The organism is Parafrigoribacterium soli, assembly GCF_040227235.1.
Classification (GTDB): domain Bacteria; phylum Actinomycetota; class Actinomycetes; order Actinomycetales; family Microbacteriaceae; genus Parafrigoribacterium_A; species Parafrigoribacterium_A soli.
In genome coordinates this window covers 245,626-267,605 of sequence record NZ_JBELNZ010000003.1, presented here as the reverse complement: position 1 = coordinate 267,605, position 21,980 = coordinate 245,626, and the positions used below count along the sequence as shown (strand labels likewise).

Below are 21,980 nucleotides of genomic sequence, written 5' to 3'. Positions count from 1 at the left end.
CATGGGACAACTCTAGTAATTCGTCGCCTTAACAGGATTGAGGGCCGGCTTCAGAGGCTAGAAGCCGACCCTCTCCCTTGCACCAAGAGTGTCCTGCAATCACATTCCGCAGAAGCTGCCACAGCAAACAACTTCCGCTCTTGAACTATATAACGGTGAGGTAACGGACCGCTAGTTATGAAACTGTTATTTTTCTGAGAGCTTTGCCGTGGTGGAGGCCGCAACTTGGACCGAGAAGATTTGCCGCTCGCTATAGCCAACTCGACGAAGCCGGCGCTCGTGAAGGGCACCACGACGAATCCCCAAACTGTCGCATCCAGATGGGATGATGTCTCACATGCTCACCGATGATGCCAAGTCGGACTGGACGCCGTGGTTCTTTCCAGACGTTCCTGTCTCCACGGAAGAAGCCGATTCGTTCGGACACCGTGATCTCGCCAATAACCTCGAGACGGCCATCCGGTTCAACCAGGGTCGGGTGATGATCGGGCTGCTCGGCGGCTTCGGTGTCGGCAAGAGCAGCGTCATCCGGCTCCTTGAGGGAAGGCTGGCAGGCGACCGGACGGTGCTTCGGATATCGGCGGAGCGACACGAGATCCCCGTGTTCCATCGGGCTTTCGTATTCGCGTTCGCCGAGGCCGTCGAGCGAGCCAGGCTGCTCAGCCGCGATAAGATCGAGACCGAGCTGGAGGTCCTGAGCTACTCGTCCACCCATCAGTTGACCGACTGGCGGCTCTCACCCGCCGTGCGAGTGCTGTCGCGGCTTGTCGGAAAGATCGGCAGTTCGCTCGCACGCCGTGCGCTCGCTCTTAGCGGCCTCGCGGCGGTCGTTACTGTCATCCTGTTCGTCGTGCTTCTGGGGTTCGGCGTCCCGGTCGCCCAGGAGATCTGGACCTGGCTGATCGGTCTCCTTGCCGTGGCAACCGCAACTCCGGTCATTGCGGTGCTCATCAGCCTGGTGAGCGGTCACGGACTGGCCGCGCTCGGCTCGGCGATCAAACCCGGCATAGTCAACCGCCTCCGCCCCCGCGTCGAAGCAGCAGACGAATACGAGCGGGTCTTCGCCAACCTCGTTCAGCTGATCCCGGAAGAGATCGTGATCGCGATCGACGACGTCGACCGCCTGAGCGCGAAGGACGTCCTGCCCGCGCTCAACGCCATCCGGAGCTTCCAACTGACCTGCGCGCGGCAGCCAGCATTCATCGTGAGTGCTGACGAGGAAGTCATAGCGCGGGCGATCCGGGAGTCGAGCCCGTCGCTTGCGGGCGTCGGAGATGGTGACGATGCGATCGTGGCCGAGTACCTCAGCCGACTTTTTACGCACCGTCAGCAGATGCCGCCTCACGCCTTCGCCGACCTCCGCGCCTACGCTCGACAGCTCCTCACATCGCCGCCGCATCCCACCCTCGGCAAGCTCGCTCCGGATCTCGACTCCATCATTCAGGTGCTCGTGTACGACGGCGTCAAGAACCCGCGGCATGTGATCCGCCTCGTCAACGCCTTCCTCGCGGACTACCGCTTGGCGACCCTCCGCGAGCAACGATCCGGCGTCCAGTCGATGAAGGACGGAACCGTGACCGGTAACCCGAAGGCGCTCGCCCGGCTCGCGGTCCTACGCCTCGATTTCCCTCGGTTCTACCGCGTGTTCGCCACGGACACGCCGCTCCTCATCCGGATCGAGGACGTCGCCCGAGCAGATGCCGAAGATGACACTGCCAAAGCGATCGCTGAGAAGATCGGTATCAGTGACCCGGAGGGGGCGGAGTACAAGGCGCTTGAGGCGTACGTCGCTCGGACCGCCGGATGGGTCGAGGACGTTGACGACCTCCTGCCCTTCATCTACCTCGGTCAGGACGAAATCGACCGAGCTGTCGGAAGCGCCACGGCGCGACGGGTGAGATCCATCCTTACCAACGGTCTCACCGCGGACTTCCTCGCCTACCTCGACGAGCCATCCGAAGAGGAGGACGCCGCTGGTGCCTTCGCTCTCGTCCGCTCCACCGTCGAGGAACTCACCGGCCCAGAGCTCAGCAATGCCTTGACCGTGCTCGACGGAGGCGCCGCTATGACGAGCGCGGAGAAGTGGATGCCCGGCCTCGCAGAATCCTTCGCAACCTCGGTCAAGCGCGCACCGGCACCTGATCTCTCCGTCCGAGGCCTGTCGCGCCTCGCCGCTGCAGCTTCGGGGGCTCAACGGACGACGATCCTCGATGTGCTTCTTGGCCGAGGCCAGTCTGATCTCACCTGGAGCCTGGCGCTCATTGAGAACCGACCTGCGATGGACCCTGCCATCGGCGGCTCCGCCCAGATGAACAGCCGCATTGAATCAGCGCTTGCTCTCTTGGGGCATTCCGGCGACGTCACCCAGTTGGCTCAGATCGGATCCGCCGTGACGGACTCCTCGAACTCTGCGGTGGCGACCGCAGCGCTACGCGCGCACCTCGAGGTGCTCGCTCGCGAACAGGACGCCACCGAGGATATCCGGGCGACAGTCGCAAGGCTCACCCCGGTGGCTGCGCGTAGCCTCTCACTCCCGACTGTGGTCCAGGTACTCGGCAAGATGATCAGCGAGCCGGGTTCGGTCAGCTCCGCGGTCGCGTTCGACGTGCTGAGCGCCATGGACCTGACCGACCCGAAATCCCTCGCGGGACTCGGCTTCGACATCGCCCTCAACTCGGTTTCTACCGATGACTTCGTGGACGGTGTGGACGAAGACTACTTGGCCGGGTGCGCGCCGGTTCTGCTTGCCGCTCTCAAGCACAGCAGCAAATGGACCCGTCCGGTCGATGGCGAGAAGGTGCCGCTTCCCCGCGCGGTGGCGCAACTGTTGGCTCTCGGAACACAGCAATTCAGTTGGATCGATGGTTTCACCGAGCCGCTTTCAGCCTCGCTTCGCGCGTTTCCAGCTGAGCTATCGCCCGTCGTCGAAGTCATCGCGAGGGCCTTCGAGAACTACACCACTCAGTCCTCGCCGCAACGGGAGTGGGACCTAATTGTCTCGACGCTCGACGAGCTCCAAGCGACAGATCGTCAGCTCCTCATCGACACCTTGGTGAGAATGCTCGGCAGCGACGATGACGCTGTGCGGGCGATCGCGGTGGGCAAGTTGCCAGCGTTCCTCAGAACTGTCAATGGTGCCGCGTCGGCCGATGCGATGGCAGCGTCCCTCGAATCCGGTCTCACCCGCACGACGGCGCACCTCCTCGACGCGCTGGAGGTCCTGCTGGATGCGCCGGGCGTGGCCGTGGCGCGCCAGCAGTCAGTCGCGCAGAACATCGCCAACATTCTGCTGCCCTACCCTGCAGTGCGCCCGGCAGGGATCGCTGCCCTTTGCTCCATCTCCTGGCAGCCGGCGGTGAGGCTGCTCGTCGCCCAATGGCTGGCGGGGTATCCCGCCGAGATATCGAAGGATCAGGTGCTCGAGTTCGCACGTCCGATGGAGCCGCTCGCCGCGCCGCCCGTCTTCGCCCCGGTTCTCGAGAATGCCGCCGCCGCGGCTCTCTCAGAGGGGGATGCGCGCACGGCTGCCGCGGCGGTGGGCAACCTCTCGCCCGCCCTGACAGCGGCGGTAGCGGTGCAATCCACCGACGCGATTGACGGGGCGTTGCGGGCGTGGTTGCACGACCTCGTCGGGCAGCGGGACGAGGCGATCGACGCCCTGTTCGCGGTCGTCGGCGACGAAGCGCTCGACCCGGCGACGGTGAAGCGGGTTGTGGCTGCCTACGCGGAATCCGACCAGGAGGCGTTCGACGCACGGGTTATAGCGTTGGTTCAGGACGAATTGGTCGAGCATATCCGATCAGTGAGCGGGCGCGGATGGACACTCTTGCTCGAACGCGCGGGCGATGGTGTCGTCGACGGAGTCGCTGACGTCATCGTCGCGGCCTGGACGAGCGGCTCGTCCAGCGACGTCGTCGCAACCGCGGGACCCGGATCTGCGGCGGCATCGATGAGTCAGCTCGATGTGAAATTGTCGTCCCAGATTCCGACGGCGCTGCAGCGTTGGACCGTGGCGACGCCCAACGACGCAGCTGCCGCGGCCCTGGGCGCGATCGCGCGGGTGGGGACGCAGCTCGCAAAGGCTGCCCGGCGAGAGCTTGACCGCCCAGGTCCGCGCAAGAATGCCGCCTCACGTGCCGCATTCCGAAAGGCCAAGAGCGCGTTCGGCCTGAAGGTCTGACGAGCCATGCATCGGCTGTTTCGTCCCCGCGCGAGGCCGAAGCCTCAGTCCAGCCGCCATGCGAGAGGCCGGGCTCAATTGACCGCGGCCGCTCTGGATAGTTCAAATCGGTCCCATCTATCCAGATCTAGCCTGAGCCTCGACAAGTGCTCGAACTTCTTTTGCCGGCTCTGGACCCTTAGATCTTCTTAAGGCGATCACTGGCGGGTGGCGGGCGCCGGCAAACACGGATCGGCACTCGGATCGACCGCGGCGATGGTCAATCGCGATGCTTCGGCAGCGGATAGTGCTTGCAGTTTCGAGTCGCGCGGGGTTGCTTGATGCACCTCGACCGACCTCCATCCTGGCGGGCTATCTAGTCAAGCTGCTTGCCGAATACGACCTTCGGTTCCACGCCGCCGCAGCGCTGTGGCCGCGTACTCGAGCGTCCAGAGTCGGCGCCATCCCGTCCCCGTGGCAAATATGTCGCGACCGTCTCCCGCGAGTAGCTGGTGCCGGCTCCTGCAGCCAGCCATAGCTCCTCGCCGAGAACCCGCCAGGCTTCGATAGTTCACGCCCGCAGGAGATGACAATTTGCGTGGGACGGATTCTACTTAGAACGTGTCAAACCGTCGGGAAAGGTCCTGATGGGTCTCGCTCGTCGTGACAACCTTTAGTGGACCGGCTCTGAATCCGGGGAACCCTCGAGCCCATCGACGAGTTCCAGCCCGCGCTTCGCCCAGGCGATTTCGCCGCGAGCTCGATCGCACAGGCCCTCATAGGCAAAGTGCTTGAAGGCCACGGTGCGGTCGCGCTCCGCGGGCTCGGTCACGGCGAGCCGTCGCATGAGCATGGGGTTGGTGCGGGTGTCGATCCGATGCAGTTCTCCCTCCCACTGAGCGAGCTCGCCCTCCCACTGCGCAATGTGCGCGTGGAGGAACGCGCGTGCCTCCTCGGGCTTCGCGGCCTCGAGGTAGGAGGCACGCAGGTGGGCGGGGTCGCGTACGCGCTGGTAGTCGAGCGGCGTTCCCATCCAGTCCAGGAAGGCGCGGTGCCCCGCATCCGTCACGTGGTAGACGCGACGCGTTCCGCGCTGACCGCGCACCTGCTCCTCGCCCTCGACGAGCCCCTCGCGCTCCATCTTGCGCAGCTCGGGGTAGATCTGGGAGTCCGGCGCATGCCAGACGTGCCCGACCGAGAGCGAGAACTGCTTTGCGAGGTCGTAGCCAGACACGGGACCGACGCGCAGGATCGCCAGGAGGGCGTAACGCAAACTCACGACGTGCTCCGTTTCGAAGAAATAAGGAGAGGGGGCCCGCCCGCACGCGGGCTCACGGCCCGGGCGCGGCGAACCCCCTCAAGCCTAGGGGTGGGTTCTACTCCCCCTTGTAGCCGGTGCGCCATCCGCCGTGGTAGCTCGCGCGGGCAACCGTGGAGTACGGAACGGGGCTGACGACCGCGCGAACCTCGGTCTGCTCGTGCGGCTCGACCGAAGCCTTCTTGGTGCCGCCATTCGGCTCGCCCCAGACGACCCTGAGCTCGGTGCCCTCGGGAACGTCGGGGTTGACGGTGGCGAGGGAGAGCCCGCGGCGCTCGTTCGAGCTGTAGCCGGTGAACATCGAGTACCCGACGACGGTTCCATCGGAGTCGACGACCGCGTCGTAGTTCGCCGAACCGTAGTTCGCGAGCGGCAGGTCGAAGAACTTGTAGTTCGGTCCGTCGACGTTCAGCAGCGAGGTCCAGACCTTGCCGAGGTCCTCGGCATCCCAGGCCAGCGTGACCTTCTTGCGCTGCGAGGCCGGATCGACCTTCTCGAGCGCGTCGCGCCCGATGAAGTCGTGGTCGAACTTGACGAACGAGCCGTAACCGAGCTCCCAGGGCGTGAGGTAGTAGTCCTCGATGTTGTCGGAGACGAAGGAACCGGCGAGCGTTCCCGTCGCCTCGTATCCATCGGCGGGCAGCCACTCGCGGTAAGCACGCTCCGCCTCGCCCGTGTAGATGGCGGGCAGCGGCGAGGGAATCCAGCCGGACTCGAGCGTGTTCGACGGGTAGGCCCGCGAACCGACGGGCAGCAGTCCGAACTCGGCTCCGGCTTCGACGATCGCGGTCCAGAGGCGGTCGTGGTCGGCGTACGGCCCCCAGATCTCGAGGCCGGGTGCGCCGGCCATTCCGTGACGCAGGGTGCGCACAGTCGTGCCATCGATCGTCATGGTCGACATCGTGAAGAACTTCAGTTGCTCGAGCGGGCCGCCGTTCAGCTTCTCGATGACCTGCCACGCGTTCGGTCCCTGGATCTGGAAGCGGTAGTACTGCCGGCTGACCTCGTGGCCGTATGGGCGCGACGGTGAGCGGCGGTCGACGGTGACCTCGAGGTTCCGATATCCGCCGGTCTCACCGTGGAACATGAGCCAGTTGGATGCGGGCGACCGGCCAACGTAGGTGTATTCGTCCTCGGCCTCGCGGAACAGGATGCCGTCACCGATAACGTGTCCGGCGGCAGTGGTCGGCACATACTGCTTGGCCTTGTCCACGGGGAAGTTCGCGACCGAGTTGATCGCGGTGTCCGAAATTAACTTGATGGCGTCGGATCCCTTGAGGAAGACGTTGTCCATGTGGTGCGACTGGTCATAGAGCACCGCGGTGTCGCGCCAGGCCTTCTGCTCCTTGATCCAGTTCTGGAAGTCCGCAGGGACGACCGGATAGATGTAGGAGCCGATCTGGGAATTGCGCAGAAGATCGACCGGGTTTCCGGCCTCGTCGATGACTTCCTGCAGATTTTTCGCTGCCATGGGTGAACCTCTCTGTTCCGTGAGGCGAGCCGGACGGTCCGGCACGCGGGTCTTGTCGTGCGTTTAGAACACGATCGTTTGATTGCCGTGCCGGATGATGCGGTCCTCCGCATGCCATTGCACGGCACGGGAGAGCACCGCCCGCTCGACGTAGGCGCCGCGAGCCTGAAGCGCCGCGGCATCCATCGAGTGGTCCACCCGGGCGACGTCCTGTTCGATGATGGGTCCCTCATCCAGGTCTTTGGTCACGTAGTGCGAGGTGGCGCCAATGAGTTTCACGCCGCGCTCCTTCGCCTTGCGGTACGGCGCCGCGCCGATGAACGCGGGGAGGAAGGAGTGGTGGATGTTGATGACGGGCACCCCGACCTTCTCGAGGAAGTCGTCGGAGAGGATCTGCATGTAGCGGGCCAGCACGACGAAGTCGACGTTGCCGACGAGGAGGTCGATGATCGCATCCTCGGCCGCCGCCTTGTCGGCACCCTGCGATGGCACGTGGAAGAACGGCACTCCGAAGGAGCGAACATCCTCGGCAGTATTGGTGTGATTGGAGATCACCATCGGGATGGTGACCGGAAGCTCGCCCCTGCGGTGGCGCCACAGCAGTTCGAGCAGGCAGTGGTCCGAGGTGGAGACGAGGATGGCCATGCGCTTCGGCACGGACTGGTCGGTGAGCACCCACTGCAGGCCGAGCGGTGCGATGGTCTTCTCGAGATCCGCCTCGATCTCGGGCATCGCCGCGCTCAGGTCGCTGCGGTGGAAGACAACGCGCTGGAAGAACGCGCCGCCGTTAGCGTCGTCGGAGTACTGGTCGAGCGAGACGATGTTGCCCTGGTTGCGCGTGATGAGGGCGGTCACCGCGGCGACGATGCCGGGCGCATCCGAGCCGTGGACGATCAGGCAGGCGCGGTCCTTCAGCGCCTCGGAGTGCACGGTCAGCAGGCCCATCAGCTCTGCCCCGCGTTGTAGTCGTGCACCCACTGGGCCGTCGCTCGCAGGCCGCCGAAGGTGTAGAAGTGCAGTTTGACCTCGCCCGAGCGTGGGTCGGATGCCAGCAGGCTCGACAGGTCGGTGACGAACTGGTCCGGGCCTGCGGTGCCCATGAGGTTGGTGAGGGAGAAACCGTACTTCTTCACGATCATCGCGTTCGCGCCGATGCCGAAGCGGCGAGCGAAGCCGAGCAGGCGCCTGATGCCGGCCGGTCCGGGTGTTCCGATTCTGATCTCGGTGGTGATGCCTCGGCCGCGCACCTGCTCGATCCACGCCATGACGGGGTCGGTGTCGAAGGCGAACTGGGTGAGGATCACCGCATCCAGCCCCTGTTCCTTGAGCGCCGCCGACTTGTCTTCGAGCGCGGGCCAGAGCACGTCATCCTTGATATCCGGATGTCCCTCCGGGTACCCGGCGATGCTCACCTCACGCACGCCGAACCTCTGCAGCACGCCGCTGCGGATGACGTCGAGCGAGCTGCCGTACGGACCCTCCGGCTCGGCCGGATCTCCGCCGACGGAGAACACGTGCTCGGTGGCATCGACCTCCTGCAGGCGGCCGAGGAACTCCTCGAGCTGGGCCTCGGACTGCAGGCGCCTGGCGGAGATGTGGGGAACGGGGATGAAGCCCATGTCTTTGACAGCCTTGGCCGCCGCGACGCGCATCTCCAGGTCTTCGTTGCCGAGGAAGGTCACGTTGACCTTGGTTCCCGCGGGAATGACGTCGCGCGCCTCCTCGAGGCCGGGGATGTCTTTGCCGGTCATCTCCACCGAGAAGTTGCTGGTGAGATCGAGGGCAGCCGCCCTGTTCGGGACTGGATTCGAGTGTGCCACTGATCGAGGTCCTTTTCGCTGTCAGCAGGAGTGCATCGTCGCAATCCTCGCTTCCACAGTACCTATGTGCATAGGGAATGTCTATAGTCATCCTCGTCGCGGCGAGGCCGCCGGACGCTCAGCGCTCGAGCACGTACCGATCGCCGCCCACGAGAATGCCGGTGATGGCCTGCCCCACCATCGCGACCAGCAGGAGGCCGAGCGACCAGGCCCAGGTTCCCGTCGACGCGTGCAATGATCCGAACAGTACGGGCCCGGCTGCGGCGACGATGTAGCCCACCGACTGCGACATTCCGGAGAGCGCCGCCGCCGTATCGTGCTCGCGAGCGCGCTGCGCCATGAGCGTGAGCGACATGCTCAGCGAAGCACCGGAGGAGAGTCCGATGCACGCGATCCACAGCAGGAGCGCCTGCGGCGCGAAGAGCAGCCCCACCACGCCGACGACGCCGAGAGAGGGGATGACCCCCGGGATCACTCGGCGCGCACGGCCGCGCAGGAGGAGCGGAAGGAGGAGCGACCCCGCGATCGAGAAGAGCTGAAAGGTCATCACGTCGACGCCCGCCACCGCCGCGGAACGTCCTAGCGAGGTCGAGATCGTCGCGAGCCAGGTGACGACCATGTAGAAGATGGATGCCTGGAATGCCATATAAGCCGCGACCAGCCAGGCGACCGGGTCGGTCCAGATGCCCGTGCGCGAATGGGGACCGGAGGGCCGGATCGCCGGCTCGATGCGCGATGTGCGCGAGGCCCACACCCACGCCGCGATCGCGAATGGCAGCAGGATCCCTCCGATCGCGAGGAGCGAGAAGCGCCAGCCGGCCGGGTCCTGCGGCCAGGGAAGGTGGGAGGCCGGCACAGCGAAGCCGGAGGACAGGGCACCGAAGCCGCCGAGCAGCGCGGAGTAGACGGCTGTCATCCCGGCAACGTGCCCGGCGAAGCCGCGCTTCACGACGGCGGGCATCAACACGTTCACGATGGCCAGGGCGAGCCCGAGGAGGGCGGTGCCGATCCACAGGTTGGCCACCGGCCCGGGCAGTGACCGCACGGCCGTGCCGACGGCGAGGGCCACGAGGGACCACAGCATCACCCGCGACATTCCGAAGCGGCGGCTCAGTCGCTGTGCGAACGAGGAGAAAATGCCCCAGGCGAGAAGTGGCACAGAGGCAACGAGGCCGAGCGTGCCGGCGGACATCCCGGTATCCGAGCCGATCTGGGAGAGGAGCGGCCCGATCGCCGTGACCGTTGGCCGCATATTGGCGGCCACGAGGCACACGGCGATCAGCAGGAGCAGGCGGGGCCGCAGTTCTGCCTTGGGGTCGTCCATTCTCGCCTCCACGAGTTGATTGTCGGCGAGGGGGCGGGCCGCGCGGGTTGATCGCGCGCGGCCCGTCCCGGTCAGTGCGCCATGGCGTTCAGGGCATCAGCGTCGATCGTCGCGATCGAGCGGGTGTCCTGGAACGCGCGGATGCCTTCGATCCCCTGTTCGCGGCCGAATCCGGACTGCTTCATCCCGCCGAACGGGGCCCGAAGGTCGAGTCGCGTTGCGCCGTGGTCGTTGACCCAGACGTAACCGCAGACCAGCTGCGATCCGACCCGGTTCGCGGCCTCGGGCGATGCGGTCCAGACGGAACCACACAGGCCGGCCCAGGTGTCATTCGCGGCGGCGATCGCCTCCTCCTCGGTGTCGAAGGGAATGATCGGGATGACGGGTCCGAACTGCTCCTGGGTGACCACGCGCAGGGAGGGGTCGGGGTTCACCACGAGCGTCGGACGCACGAAGTTACCGCCGGCCAGGTCTCCGCCGGGCAGGGTGCCGAACTCGCGAACATCCGCCCCGGCATCTTTGGCCTCCTGGATGATCTCGTCGACGAACGCCTTCTGGGCCGGCTGGTGCAGCGGGCCCATCGTCGTTCCCTCGTCGAGGCCGTAGCCGAGCACGACCTGCTCGAGCCGGCTCGAGAGCCCCGCGACGACCTCGTCGAGGCGCGAGCGGTGCACGTAGACGCGCTTGGCGTTCATGCAGATCTGGCCCGTGGTGTCGTAGATCGCGGCGTAGAGCCTGTCGAGGTGAACGTCATCGAGGATGGCGTCTTCGAGGAAGACCGCCGCATCGTTGCCGCCCAGTTCGAGCGTCACCCTGGTCAGGTTCTTCGAAGCCATTTCCATGATGCGCTTGCCGCCGGCAACGGAGCCGGTGAAGCAGACCTTGTCCACATCGGTGATGAGCGCGGTCATGTTCTTGTCTTCACCGGTGATGATGTTGAGCACTCCGGCCGGCAGCTTCTCCGCGATGCGCTGCACCATGCGCGTGATCGCCAGTGGCGTCGTGGGCGGCGGCTTGACGATGCTCGTGTTGCCAGCGAGCAGCGCGCCCGGAAGCGCCGCGCCCAGAATGGCGATCGGCCAGTTGAATGGCACGATCACCGTGACGACGCCGAGCGACTGGTAGCTCACCTCGGTGGCGACCGGGATGTTCCCGGGTATGACCGGAAGGGTGTGGCTCGAGTCGACCTGGTCGGCGATCATGAGCGCGAGGTTCCAGCGGATCTCGAAGACGAGGGCGTCGATCCAGCCCTCCATCCGGATCTTGCCGTTCTCCTGGGAGAGGATCGCCGCATCCGTGTCTCGGTCGTCGGCGATCCCTGCGATCGCCTCGGCCATCTTCGCGGCCCGTTCCTTCGCGCTCAGCGCTGACCAGGCGGGATATGCCGCGCGTGCCGCCGCGACGGCGTCGGCAACGTCCGCCGGTGTCGCGGATGCCGCCTCGCCGACGATCACTGCCGGTTTGCCCGGATCGGCTACCCGCAGGGTGTTGTCCGTGTGCCGGACTTCCCCGCCGATGAACAGCCCCGTACGCACGGATTCCACCGTGCCCACTGCTTCTGACATTCGATATGCCACCTCTCGCCTAGTGCGGATCTGCTCTGATCCGCCGTGGATCCTGTCTGGATCGCTTTGGTGTCCGGGCCCAACACCCGGGCTACGCCCTCATCCAATCACCTATGCGTACGAATAGGTATGGTCGATGCTGATCTATTGCTCCACCACCGGCGTTCCGTGCGTGTGGAAGGTTTCGATCGTCTTCATTCCCCAGGCCTGGCCCTTCTTGCGCTCCTCCTCCGACCACTCCACGACGGGCTGGTCGGGGTCGAGCAGCAGGCGAGCTCCCGCGTTGGCGAACTCGATGCGGTTGCCGCCCGGCTCCCAGACATAGAGGAAGAAGGTCTGGTTGATCGCGTGCTTGTGCGGGCCCGACTCGATGTGGATGCCGTTCTCGAGGAAGATGTCGGCGGCCTTCAGGATGTCTTCCCTCGTGTCGGTCGCAAACGCTACATGGTGCAGGCGGTTGCCGTGCTTCGTCCAGTCGTCCGAGTACACGACGTCGTAGGACTTGAGGCTGAAGTGGAACCACCACGCCGCAAACTTCCCCGAGTTCAGCCGGATCCGCTCCGACTCGCGCATGCCGAGTGCCTTCGCGAGGAACTCGCCGTTCGCCTCCACGTCCTTCGCCAGGTAGTTGATGTGGTCGAGGCGGCGCGCGTTCACGCCGCGGCCGGGGAAGGCGGAGGCTTGGTTCTTGAGCGCGGGCCTGTCGTCATCGCCCGCGACGTAACGTTCCGTCTCGTAGTAGACGCCCATCGAGTGGCCGTCCGCGTCGTGGAACATGAAGGTGGGTCCGGTGCCGACCTCGCCGTCGACCCAGCCGTCGCCGAACCCTGCCGCCTGAATCGCGGCGACTCGTCGTTCGAGCGCCTCCTGCGATGAGGCGCGGTAGGTGGTGCGGCCGACGCCGGCGGCATCCGAGGCTGTGAGCTTGATCGTGTACAGCTGGTACTCGTCCCAGGCGCGCAGGTACACGGAGTCGCCGTGTTCCGCGACCACGCGCATCGCGAGGAGGTCGCGGAAGAACCACAGGCTCTTTTCCGGCGTGGGAGTCAGCAGTTCGACGTTGCCGATGTGGGCAAGGTCGAATGAAGCGGAGTCGGTCATGAAACTGTCCTCTCTGACAGGTGATGCTGGTTAGGTGCGTGGACGCGGAAAGACCGTGCCCTCAAAGATCTTGCGAGCGGTGCGAAGCGAGGTGGAGCTCGCCCGCCAGGTGCCGCCGTCGTCCTGCCATACCCGCACCTTCGCCGGGAAGGTGCCGGTGGGGTGCTCGATGGGGTAGGTCTCCGAGGCCGGAACGGCGGCGAAGTCCGAGCCGACGGCGCCCGGGATGGTCACGCCCGCGGCGACGGATGCCGCCATCAGCACGCCGATCGAGGTGTGCACTCGCGAGGGGATGAAGGCGCGAGTGCTCACGACGCCGCCGCGGCGCGGTGGCGAGAGCAGGAACATCTTCGGAACGGTCTGCGCGGAGACATCGCCGAGTCCCATCATGCGTCCCGCCGCCATCCGGATGTGCTCAAGCTTGTCCTTCAGCTCGGCTCGGCCCTCGACCTCCGCCGGCGACTCGTCGCCGCTCACCCCGAATTCGTCGGCGCGCAGCAGCACGACGGGCATCCCGTTGTCCACCAGCGTGGCGCGGTGTCCCTCGATCTCGTCGGAGGCGTTGCCCGTGGGCAGCAGGGGCCGATCGCCAGCCGACATCTCGAGCTCGATCGCGCCAGCGGTTCCGGGAACCCCTGCGATCGCCGCCGTGCCGTCGTAGTCCGGTGCGCCGTCGATCACCGCGAATCGTGCCGTCGCCGCATCCCCGGTATTGATCATGCGGATGCGCACACCCGCCTTCGCGTTCGCGGCATCCACGAGCCCGCGCTCGAGAGCGAACGGGCCGACGCCCGCGAGCAGGTTGCCGCAGGTCTGCGCGTCGCTCACCACTGGCGCATCGACCACGACCTGCAGGAAAAGATAGTCGACGTCGAAGTCCGGCTCGCTCGAGCGTGACAGCACGGCAACCTTGCTGGTGAGCGGATGAGCGCCGCCGAGGCCGTCGATCTGCGCTGGGTCGGGGCTCCCCATGATGCGCAGCAGCAGGTCGTCCCGCTCTGCGGCGTCCGCGGGAAGATCGGACGCGAGAAAATAGGCGCCCTTGGAGGTGCCGCCCCGCATCAGGATGCAGGGTATGCCCGTCGTCACGGCCATCTCTCCTCCTACTCCGCGAGAAACTCGTTCTCGGTGAGGTAACGCACGCCGAGGTCGGCGAGCACGGGGCGCAGCTTGTTGCGATCGAGGCTGAGTTCTCCGGCCTGATATGAAGCTCGCGAGGCCGTCTCCTTGGCCACTCTGGCATCGGATGCCGAGAGTACGCTGGCCGCCGAGGCTCGCGGCACGCACAGCACGCCATCGTCGTCGGCAACGATGATGTCGCCCGCGCGCACGACGGTGCCGCCGACGGAGATCGGAACGTTCACCGACCCCGCGGTCGCCTTGACGGTGCCCTGCGCGTTCACCGCCGCGGACCACACGGGGAAGCGCATCCTGCGCAGATCGACGACATCCCGCACGCCGCCCGTGGTCACGAGCCCGCGCACGCCACGGTGCTGAAGTGCCGTGGCGAACAGCTCGCCGAACGAACCGTCCGGGGATGGGGAATTCGTCGTGACGACGAGGATGTCGCCCTCCCGGCACTGCTCGACCGCAGCGTGGATCATGAGGTTGTCACCCGGCCAGTTGAGCACGGTGACGGCCGAACCCGCGATGCGCGCACCCTCCTGGATCGGCCGCACGGCCGCCCCGACGAGACCGCTGCGACCCATCGCCTCGTGCACCGTTGCGACGCCGTGCACGCCGAGGGCATCGATGATCGCGGCATCCGCTCGTTCGATGTCGGTGACGACGAAGCCGGTGCGGTTCACCTCGTTCATTCGAGCACGCTCGTCACCTGGGGGTAATAGCGCATGTAGGCCTCACCCATCGTGTTGGCCGGCAGCCCGAGGTTCGGTCCGGCGTTGCGCTTGACCTGCACACCGCGCCGAACGGCGAGGGAGGTGTAGTACTCCCACATGTGCTTCTGCGCGGGCAGGCACTCCATCGCCTTCTGCTTGAGCGGGAAGGCCTCGGTGATGTCGAGCAGCAGGTTCGGCTTGAAGTCGCACTGCTCTGGCTGGTGCGGCTCGAAGAAGAAGACCGGAGGAGCGCCGATGATCTCCTCCTTAGTGGGGGAGGAGCCGTCGGCGTTGGTCACGCCGATCGCCTGGGCGAGCACCCTCGCCTGCAGCGCCATGCGTGCCGCGGCCGGGTGATCGCCGTTGTATGGATCGACGAGCGGGTGGGTGAGCACGATGCCGGGCTGCACGCGCCGGTAGACATCGACGAGCTTGTCCACCATCTCGGGCGACTCAAGCAGGGGGTAATCACCGGCATCCAGAAACTCGATCTCGGCACCCAGGGCGGATGCCGCTGCCGTGGCCTCGTCACGCCGGATCGCCTTGATCTCGTCGAGCGTCTTGCCCTGCAGCCACTGGCTCGCGGACTCGCCGCGCTCGCCGTAGGACACGCAGACGACGACGGCCCGCTCGCCCCTCATGGTCGCGGCGGCGATGGCCCCGCCCGCGCGCCAGACGAAGTCTCCGGCGTGGGCGCTGACGACGAGCAGGGGGGTGGATGCGTGTGCCATGGGACTCAGAGAACCACACCCTGGCGCAGTGGTCAAGATTATGGTTACAATTTTGTCTACTCAAAAATCACTCTGCGCATAGGTACATCTGTAGTACCGTCGGGAGCGAGACCGCTGGACAACGACGTCGGAGGAAACGACATGGCACGCAATCTTCAGGACCTGCTCGATGAGACCGGCGACACCGTCGGCATGCTGCGCAACTCGCAGCTCGGCACCTACATCTACCCGGTGGTCCCGGCCGAGTTCACCAACTGGCGACGCGAGCAGATCGCCTGGCGTGAGACCGCCGTTCTGTTCGACCAGACCCACCACATGGTCAACTTCTTTATGTCCGGTCCGGATGCGCTCAAGCTCCTGAGCGACACGGGCATCAACAGCTTCGCCAACTTCCCGGTCAACACGGCCAAGCAGTTCGTCCCGACCGCCTCGAACGGCGGCGTGATCGGCGACGGCATCCTGTTCCGTCTCGACGAGGACGACTACGTCTACGTCGGCCGCAATCCGGGAGCCAACTGGCTGCAGTTCCACGCGGAAACCGGCGGCTACGATATCGAGACCCGTTACGACGACCGTTCCCCGTCGCGTCCCTACGGCGCCGCGGTGCACCGCGAGTACTACCGCTTCCAGATCCAGGGTCCGAACGCGTGGCAGATCATCGAGAAGCTCAACGGTGGAGAGCTCGAGAAGGTGCGCTTCTTCCACATGGGCGAGATGACCATCGCCGGCGAGCGCGTTCGCACGCTGCGCCACGGAATGGCGGGAGCACCGGGCCTCGAACTGTGGGGCCCCTACGAGCAGCACGGCAAGATTCGCGACGCGATTCTCGAGGCCGGCCGCGAGTTCGGTATCGAGGCCTGCGGCTCTCGGGCATACTCCTCGAACACTCTCGAGTCCGGCTGGATCCCCTCGCCGCTGCCGGCGATCTACTCGAGCGAGGCCGAGCGTGCCTACCGCGAGTGGCTTCCCGACAACGGCTACGAGGCGATCAACGCGCTCGCCGGCTCCTTCGTCTCGCCGAACATCGAGGACTACTACCTGAACCCCTGGGAACTCGGCTACGGCTCCTTCGTCAAGTTCGACCACGACTTCATCGGCCGCGATGCGCTCGAGAAGATCGACGGGGATGCCCAGCGCAAGAAGGTCACGCTCGCCTGGAACGACGAGGATCTCGCCAAGCTCCTCGCGACGCCCATCAACCGCGAGGGGCGGGGCTACCAGGTCTTCGACCTGCCGAACGCCAACTACGGTTCGTCGAACTATGACGCCATCATCGACGCCAACGGTGACACCGTCGGACTTTCGCTGTTCACGGGCGTCACGGCGAACGAGAAGCGCGGGCTGTCCCTCGCCACGGTCAACCCGGATGTGCCGATCGGCGCGGAGGTGCGCGTGGTCTGGGGCGAGCCGGATGGCGGTTCTCGAAAGACCACCGTGCAGCCGCACGACCAGCTCGAGGTGCGCGCGATCGTCAGCCCCGCGCCCTACGCCGTCACCGCTCGTGGCGAGTACCACGGCGGATGGCGCACGGGCGCGACCGCGGTCTGAGCGAAGTGAGGGCCAGCTGCCCGGTCCATCGACCGGCCAGCTGGCCCTCTCGTTTAGCCGCGGTGCTCAGGCGTTCGAGCGATACACCGTTCGCGCGTAGTCGTGGTACGGCGCGGGTGCCACCGTCGCACGGATGCGCATCTGCCGGTGCCGCGCATCCACCGAGTCCTTGCTCGAAATCGGGTCTTCGCCCCAGACGAGCTCGACCTCCGTACCGTCCGGGATGCCGACGTCGAGTGTCGCGAGCGACATGTACAGCTGGTCGTAGGCGACGTAACCGGCATCGGTCGAGATGCCCACCAGCTCCCCCTCCAGCCTGACCTCGTCCATCTGGTACAGGCCATAGCGCGCCTTCGGGAAGTCGAGGTACTTGCCGGGGACGCCCGGCTCTACCTGGGAGCGCACGACGGCGGCGACGTCCTCGGAGTTCCAGATGAGCGTGACCTTGTGCCTGCGCGGCGACGCGGCCAGTTTCTCGAGGGCCTCACGGCCGTGGAAGTCGTGGTCGAAGCGAACGGAACGGCCGAGGCCGAGATCGTGCGGCGTCATGTAGAAGTCGTGGATGTCGGTCGAGTAGAGCGAGCCGCCGATCGAGCCGGCGCGATCCGCGGGCAGCCACTCTCGATACTCCGCGAAGTCATCGTCGAAGATGGCCGGGAACGGCGTCGGCACCCAACCTGACTCGAGCGGCGACGACGAGTAGGCCTTCGCCCCCACGCGCCGGATGTCGTGCTCGGCCCCGGCATCCATGATCGCGTTCAACACGACCTCGTTGTCAGCCCACGGCCCGAAGAATTCGAAGCCGGGCTGGCCGGCCATCCCGTGGCGCAGCGCCTTGACCGCGCGACCGGCGATGGTCACATCCGCGATGTGGAAGAACTTCACGTCGGGCACCGGGCCGCCGAAGACCTTCTCCATCACGATGTCGGCGTCGGGCCCCTGCAGTTCGTAGCGGTAGAACGTCGGCGGTCCCTGGCGCATGTGCGAGTTGGGGTCGAGCCGCAGGTGCACGTCCTTGCCTGCGGCCTGCGACTTCTCGACGTTGAAGCGCACCCAGTCGATGAGCATGTGGTGCCCGACGAGCACGAGCCCCTCCTCGCCCTCCGCGAGGTAGAAGAGGATGCCGTCGCCGATCAGGTAGCCGTCCTTGTTGACCGAGATCAGCTGCTTGGCCACGCCCGGCCGGAACGTCGCGAAGGTGTTCGGCGAGATCGACTCCAGCATCGGGATGAGGTCGTCGCCCCACAGGAACAGCTGGGTCATGTGATGTGACTGGTCCATGAGCGCCACCGAGGTGTTCCAGGCGCGCTGTTCGTCGCGCCAGTTCGTGAACTCGGGAGCGACCGGGAAGGTGAACGCCGGCCAGTTCTGGTTGCGCAGCAGCTCGACCGGACTGCCGACCCTGGCGATGGCCTGAGCGAGTGATTCTGATGTCATGATGCACCTTTGTTCGAGGGGTGCGATCAGGCTAAGACGGTGGCGGAGGGTGTGTGCTCGCCGATTCCGTTGATCGGAATTCCGCCGCGGCCCGGGGTCAGATGGCGCGGAGGGCAGCGATCACGCTGCGCAGGTGGTCGCGAACCGAGCGCTCGGCCGCCTCCGGATCGCGAGCCACGATCGCGTCGATGATGGCCGCGTGCTCGAGCACAGAGACCTTCGCTCGCGGGGGCCGCGACGACAGCTGGAACTGGTGCCGAACACTCTGGGCGTGCAGGCGGGCGAGCACGGATGACGCCGTGCTGTGGCCGCTCAACTCGCGGATGCGCAGGTCGAGCAGCCGGTTCAGTGCCGAGTACTCGATGAGGTCTCCTTCGGCGACCGAGGCGATCATCCGAGAGCGAAGCCGAAGCAGCTCGTCGGCCTGATCCTCCGTGAGGGATTCCGCACTCTTCGCCGCGCAGAGTCCCTCGACGCCTATGCGCACCTCGAGAATCTCGATGGCCTCCTCGACGGAGATGGCCCGAACGCGCGAACCCTTGTTCGGAAGCCGCTCGACGAGTCCCTCGTTCTCGAGATTGAGCAGCGCGGTGCGAACCGTCGCCCTGCTTGCCGAAAGTGTCGCGCTGAGGTCGGCCTCGATGAGTCGCTGGTTCGGCGCGTAGGTGCCGCGGATGATCGCGTCCCGAATCACATCCGTCACCGACTGATCCGCGGCTGTGTCGCTGATCGCCTGCTGGGTGGTGATCGACATCATGGCCTCCTCTTGGGCGGGCCGGGCACGATCCGCCCTCGACTCAAGCCACTATTGTCTACAATACAGAGGCGGATGCGTCGGTTGGGAGATCACAATGCGCGTGGCGGTGCTGGGTCTCGGCGAGGCGGGACGGATCTACGCCACCGACCTGGTGGCCAGGGGAGTGACGGTTTCTGCCGCCGATCCCTTCGTGGCCGATGCCCCCGCCGGGGTGCGTCACGCGGCGCGGATTGCCGACGCGGTGAGCGATGCGGAGATCGTCCTGAGCCTCGTCGGTGCGAGTGCCGCCGAGAGCGTGCTCGGCGAGGCGCTTCCCGCCATGGCGGCATCCGCGATCTTTGCCGACATGAACACCGGCGGCCCGACCGAGAAAAAGCGACTCGCGGCAGCCGCAGCTGCCGCCGGCATTGACTTTGTGGATGTCGCGATTCTCGCGCCCGTGCCCCGCGCCCGCCTCGACACCTCGCTGCTGCTGAGCGGCTCGGGTGCATCGCGGCTCGAGCCGCTGCTGTCGCAGCTGCAGGTCCCGGTCACGGATGTCGGCCCCGATGCGGGCACCGCAGGTGGCCTCAAGCTGTTGCGCAGCGTGTTCATGAAGGGACTCGCCGCCCTCGTGTTTGAGAGCGTCGAGGCAGCAGATGCTGCGGGCGTGCGCGACTGGGTGATCGATCAGATCTCCTCGGAGCTCGGACCGGATGGCCGCGCCTTGGTCGAGCGACTGCTCGAAGGCACGGTGCAGCACGCCGTGCGCCGCGAGGCCGAGATGCACGACGCCCGCGACTATCTCGAATCGCTCGGAGCGGACCACGCGATGACGGATGCGACCCTGCACTGGTTGAGCGCGATCGCTGCTCGCTAGCCGGGGGTCATCCCCAGACGGACTCCGCGATGGCTACGGTGGCGTCGATCTTCGCCCACTGCTCGTCCGGCGTGAGCACGTTACCCTCCTCGGTCGACGCGAAACCGCACTGCGGGCTCAGGGCGAGTTGCTTGAGCGGCACGATCGTCGCGGCCTCGTCGATCCGGCGGCGAATGTCGGCGGGATCCTCCGGCGTGCCGGTCTTCGTGGTGATGAGGCCGAGCTCGACCACCTTGTCACCCTCCGGTAGGAAGCGCAGCGGTTCGAAGCCACCGGCGCGCTCGCTGTCGTACTCGAGAAAGTAGCCGTCGAACACGGTCTCCCCGAGAAGCTGTTCGGCGACCGGCTCGTACCCGCCGGATGCGATCCAGGTGGAACGGAAGTTGCCGCGGCACACGTGGGTGGTGACGACGAGGTCTTCCGGCTTGTCTCGCAGCGAGGCGTTGATGAGGGCCGCGTACTGCTCCGCGAGCTTGTCCGTGCGCATGCCGCGTGCGGCCGCCTTCTCGAGCTCGGCGTCGGAACAGAGGTAGGCCCAGGCGGTGTCGTCGAACTGGAGGTAGCGACATCCGGCGTCGTAGAAGGCCTGAACGGCAGCGCGGTAGGTGGTCGCCAAATCCTCGAACAGGTCGTCGTGCCCGTCGTAGGGTGACGACTCGAACGCGCTCGGCTCGAGCCGGAAGTCGAGGACCGTGGGGGCCGGGATGCTGAACTTGGGCACCACGCCTGCCTCCTCCGCCACCGACTTGAGGAAGGTGAAGTGGCTCAGCATGGGGTGATCCGCGGGAAAACCGACGGTGCCATCGAGGTGCAGCCCACGGGGTCGCGTCTGCACGCCCTGGAACTGGATGCCATGGTCGAGTTCGACGACGCTCACGCCGTCGAGCATCCCGAAGAAGTCGAAGTGCCACCAGGAGCGGCGGAATTCGCCGTCGGTGGCAAGCTGCAATCCCGCTTGAGCCTCGCGAGCGACCAGTTCGCGGATGGCGGCGTCTTCCACTCTGGCGAGCTCCGCGGCGTCGATCTGACCGGCGGCGAATTGGGCGCGAGCAGAAACGACCGGCTCTGGGCGCAGGAAACTGCCGACGATGTCGGCACGGAACGGAGGGTTCACTGACATGGTCGAGAGTTTACGCTCGGGGCCTCTCCGGTCATCCGCTCATGTCCCCGCTTTACGCGCCGCGGATGGCTCCCCCATCGACTCGAGGTATTCCATCGAGCGTAGGGAGGAATTCACGAGCGGCCGGAAGCGACCTCCGGGCGTGGCGCCGAGCTGGCCGGCGGGAAGGTAGGCGGCACGCATCGCGGCCGAGATCTCCGTCGCCGCGCGAGTGAGGAGCTCGACGTGCGGCAGGGTGGGAGCGTCGTCGTTCGCCACGACGACGCCGATGGCGGCGATCACATCGTGGTGGGCACCGTAGATCGGCACGGCGATGCCGCGCGACTCCTCGTGGATGTGTCCGCCGCACACCGCCCAGCCATCCGCTCGCACCCGGGCAAGCGCGGAGCGCAGCTCTCTCTCATCGACGAGGGTGTGCGCGGTGTAGCGGTGCCGAGGCAGCGCGAGTGCTGCCTCCACGATCTCGGGTTCGGCGTGCGCCAGCAGCACGAGCCCGCTCGACGAGGCGTTCAGGGGGATGCGCCCGCCGACGAGGGTGGCATTGACGACGGCGTCTCGCGCGGAGAGTCGCTCGAGGAAGAGCGTCTCCAACCCACTCAGCACAGCGAGTTGGGCGTGCTGGCGCACTCGCGCGTGCACGGCCTGCAGGTATGGCCGCGCGAGCTCTCGCAATCCGAGCGCACCCGGCGTGCGGCAGGCCAGTTCCCACAGGCGCACGCCGAGACGATAACTCCGGTCCGGCAGGCGCTCGAGCAGTCCGGTCTTCTCGAGCTCCGCGACGATGCGGTGAGCCGTGGACGGCGCGAGGCCCGATCGATCGGCGATGGCCGTGAGGCTGAGAAACGGGTCCGCCGCCTCGAAGGCGTCGAGCACCCGCAGGTGCTTGCTCAAGACGGATTCGCCGTCGGAACCCCGCGCCATGTCGACTCCCT

The 21,980-nt window shown here is 66.2% G+C and carries 17 protein-coding genes; 3 read left to right on the top strand and 14 right to left on the bottom strand.

Features of this window, described 5'->3' with window-relative positions; genetic code table 11:
* Nucleotides 1-337: 337 nt before the first annotated feature.
* Complete coding sequence (locus ABUA37_RS09535) at nucleotides 338-4,180, top strand: P-loop NTPase fold protein (RefSeq protein WP_349898912.1); 3,843 nt, start codon at nucleotides 338-340, stop codon at nucleotides 4,178-4,180.
* 652 nt (nucleotides 4,181-4,832) lie between these two features.
* Here ABUA37_RS09535 and ABUA37_RS09530 read toward each other — a convergent pair.
* The 10 genes from ABUA37_RS09530 to ABUA37_RS09485 form a co-directional block, all read right to left on the bottom strand.
* Nucleotides 4,833-5,438 carry a PadR family transcriptional regulator gene (locus tag ABUA37_RS09530; RefSeq protein ID WP_349898911.1) on the bottom strand — a complete coding sequence of 202 codons (606 nt, stop codon included), beginning with the start codon at nucleotides 5,436-5,438 and terminating at the stop codon, nucleotides 4,833-4,835.
* A 97-nt stretch (nucleotides 5,439-5,535) separates the two neighbouring features.
* Nucleotides 5,536-6,948: a vanillate/3-O-methylgallate O-demethylase gene (gene ligM / locus ABUA37_RS09525; RefSeq protein ID WP_349898910.1), complete on the bottom strand. Its 1,413-nt coding sequence runs from the start codon at nucleotides 6,946-6,948 to the stop codon at nucleotides 5,536-5,538.
* A 63-nt stretch (nucleotides 6,949-7,011) separates the two neighbouring features.
* Nucleotides 7,012-7,893, bottom strand: a complete 882-nt coding sequence (gene purU / locus ABUA37_RS09520; RefSeq protein ID WP_349898908.1) for a formyltetrahydrofolate deformylase — start codon at nucleotides 7,891-7,893, stop codon at nucleotides 7,012-7,014.
* On the bottom strand, nucleotides 7,893-8,699 hold the full coding sequence (locus tag ABUA37_RS09515; protein ID WP_349899315.1) for a methylenetetrahydrofolate reductase: 807 nt from the start codon (nucleotides 8,697-8,699) through the stop codon (nucleotides 7,893-7,895). The genes purU and ABUA37_RS09515 overlap by 1 nt, the downstream gene beginning before the upstream one ends.
* A 187-nt stretch (nucleotides 8,700-8,886) precedes the next feature.
* Entirely contained in the window at nucleotides 8,887-10,092 is a 1,206-nt protein-coding gene (locus ABUA37_RS09510) for an MFS transporter (protein WP_349898906.1), read from the bottom strand.
* Nucleotides 10,093-10,163: 71 nt separating this feature from the next.
* Nucleotides 10,164-11,657, bottom strand: coding sequence for an aldehyde dehydrogenase family protein (locus ABUA37_RS09505; protein ID WP_349898905.1), 1,494 nt, complete (start codon nucleotides 11,655-11,657; stop codon nucleotides 10,164-10,166).
* Between the two features lie 144 nt (nucleotides 11,658-11,801).
* Nucleotides 11,802-12,758, bottom strand: a complete 957-nt coding sequence (locus tag ABUA37_RS09500; RefSeq protein WP_349898903.1) for a VOC family protein — start codon at nucleotides 12,756-12,758, stop codon at nucleotides 11,802-11,804.
* A gap of 30 nt (nucleotides 12,759-12,788) precedes the next feature.
* On the bottom strand, nucleotides 12,789-13,853 hold the full coding sequence (locus tag ABUA37_RS09495) for a PrpF domain-containing protein (RefSeq protein WP_349898902.1): 1,065 nt from the start codon (nucleotides 13,851-13,853) through the stop codon (nucleotides 12,789-12,791).
* Nucleotides 13,854-13,861: 8 nt separating this feature from the next.
* Entirely contained in the window at nucleotides 13,862-14,575 is a 714-nt protein-coding gene (locus ABUA37_RS09490; RefSeq protein WP_349898900.1) for a 4-carboxy-4-hydroxy-2-oxoadipate aldolase/oxaloacetate decarboxylase, read from the bottom strand.
* Nucleotides 14,572-15,327, bottom strand: a complete 756-nt coding sequence (locus tag ABUA37_RS09485) for a PIG-L deacetylase family protein (protein WP_349898899.1) — start codon at nucleotides 15,325-15,327, stop codon at nucleotides 14,572-14,574. The genes ABUA37_RS09490 and ABUA37_RS09485 overlap by 4 nt, the downstream gene beginning before the upstream one ends.
* 141 nt (nucleotides 15,328-15,468) lie before the next feature.
* Here ABUA37_RS09485 and ligM (ABUA37_RS09480) point away from each other — a divergent pair, with 141 nt between their 5' ends.
* Nucleotides 15,469-16,875, top strand: a complete 1,407-nt coding sequence (gene ligM, locus ABUA37_RS09480) for a vanillate/3-O-methylgallate O-demethylase (protein WP_349898897.1) — start codon at nucleotides 15,469-15,471, stop codon at nucleotides 16,873-16,875.
* Nucleotides 16,876-16,941: 66 nt separating this feature from the next.
* Here ligM (ABUA37_RS09480) and ABUA37_RS09475 read toward each other — a convergent pair whose 3' ends face one another.
* Nucleotides 16,942-18,312, bottom strand: coding sequence for an aminomethyl transferase family protein (locus ABUA37_RS09475; RefSeq protein ID WP_349898896.1), 1,371 nt, complete (start codon nucleotides 18,310-18,312; stop codon nucleotides 16,942-16,944).
* A gap of 97 nt (nucleotides 18,313-18,409) precedes the next feature.
* On the bottom strand, nucleotides 18,410-19,066 hold the full coding sequence (locus tag ABUA37_RS09470; RefSeq protein WP_349898895.1) for a GntR family transcriptional regulator: 657 nt from the start codon (nucleotides 19,064-19,066) through the stop codon (nucleotides 18,410-18,412).
* A gap of 97 nt (nucleotides 19,067-19,163) precedes the next feature.
* Between ABUA37_RS09470 and ABUA37_RS09465 the strand changes: the two genes are divergently transcribed.
* The gene (locus tag ABUA37_RS09465) at nucleotides 19,164-19,928 is read left to right on the top strand and encodes an NAD(P)-dependent oxidoreductase (protein ID WP_349898894.1); all 765 of its coding nucleotides are present in this window, start codon (nucleotides 19,164-19,166) and stop codon (nucleotides 19,926-19,928) included.
* A 7-nt stretch (nucleotides 19,929-19,935) separates the two neighbouring features.
* On the opposite strand, the gene ABUA37_RS09460 is transcribed toward ABUA37_RS09465, so the two are convergent.
* Together ABUA37_RS09460 and ABUA37_RS09455 are read right to left on the bottom strand one after the other, a co-directional pair.
* Nucleotides 19,936-21,048: a 5-methyltetrahydropteroyltriglutamate--homocysteine S-methyltransferase gene (locus ABUA37_RS09460; RefSeq protein WP_349898893.1), complete on the bottom strand. Its 1,113-nt coding sequence runs from the start codon at nucleotides 21,046-21,048 to the stop codon at nucleotides 19,936-19,938.
* Nucleotides 21,049-21,087: 39 nt separating this feature from the next.
* Nucleotides 21,088-21,969 (bottom strand): IclR family transcriptional regulator, encoded by an 882-nt coding sequence (locus ABUA37_RS09455; protein WP_349898892.1) that lies wholly within the window; start codon nucleotides 21,967-21,969, stop codon nucleotides 21,088-21,090.
* Nucleotides 21,970-21,980 lie beyond the last annotated feature (11 nt).

What these genes read in the sequence shown, in the direction of transcription:
- ABUA37_RS09485 (WP_349898899.1), bottom strand. Translation starts at nt 15,327, where the DNA reads ATGGCACACGCATCCACCCCCCTGCTCGTCGTCAGCGCCCACGCCGGA.
- ABUA37_RS09490 (WP_349898900.1), bottom strand. Translation starts at nt 14,575, where the DNA reads ATGAACGAGGTGAACCGCACCGGCTTCGTCGTCACCGACATCGAACGA.
- ligM (WP_349898897.1), top strand. Translation starts at nt 15,469, where the DNA reads ATGGCACGCAATCTTCAGGACCTGCTCGATGAGACCGGCGACACCGTC.
- ABUA37_RS09460 (WP_349898893.1), bottom strand. Translation starts at nt 21,048, where the DNA reads ATGTCAGTGAACCCTCCGTTCCGTGCCGACATCGTCGGCAGTTTCCTG.
- ligM (WP_349898910.1), bottom strand. Translation starts at nt 6,948, where the DNA reads ATGGCAGCGAAAAATCTGCAGGAAGTCATCGACGAGGCCGGAAACCCG.
- ABUA37_RS09455 (WP_349898892.1), bottom strand. Translation starts at nt 21,969, where the DNA reads ATGGCGCGGGGTTCCGACGGCGAATCCGTCTTGAGCAAGCACCTGCGG.
- ABUA37_RS09470 (WP_349898895.1), bottom strand. Translation starts at nt 19,066, where the DNA reads ATGTCGATCACCACCCAGCAGGCGATCAGCGACACAGCCGCGGATCAG.
- ABUA37_RS09515 (WP_349899315.1), bottom strand. Translation starts at nt 8,699, where the DNA reads ATGACCGGCAAAGACATCCCCGGCCTCGAGGAGGCGCGCGACGTCATT.
- purU (WP_349898908.1), bottom strand. Translation starts at nt 7,893, where the DNA reads ATGGGCCTGCTGACCGTGCACTCCGAGGCGCTGAAGGACCGCGCCTGC.
- ABUA37_RS09535 (WP_349898912.1), top strand. Translation starts at nt 338, where the DNA reads ATGCTCACCGATGATGCCAAGTCGGACTGGACGCCGTGGTTCTTTCCA.
- ABUA37_RS09500 (WP_349898903.1), bottom strand. Translation starts at nt 12,758, where the DNA reads ATGACCGACTCCGCTTCATTCGACCTTGCCCACATCGGCAACGTCGAA.
- ABUA37_RS09510 (WP_349898906.1), bottom strand. Translation starts at nt 10,092, where the DNA reads ATGGACGACCCCAAGGCAGAACTGCGGCCCCGCCTGCTCCTGCTGATC.
- ABUA37_RS09475 (WP_349898896.1), bottom strand. Translation starts at nt 18,312, where the DNA reads ATGACATCAGAATCACTCGCTCAGGCCATCGCCAGGGTCGGCAGTCCG.
- ABUA37_RS09465 (WP_349898894.1), top strand. Translation starts at nt 19,164, where the DNA reads ATGCGCGTGGCGGTGCTGGGTCTCGGCGAGGCGGGACGGATCTACGCC.
- ABUA37_RS09495 (WP_349898902.1), bottom strand. Translation starts at nt 13,853, where the DNA reads ATGGCCGTGACGACGGGCATACCCTGCATCCTGATGCGGGGCGGCACC.
- ABUA37_RS09505 (WP_349898905.1), bottom strand. Translation starts at nt 11,657, where the DNA reads ATGTCAGAAGCAGTGGGCACGGTGGAATCCGTGCGTACGGGGCTGTTC.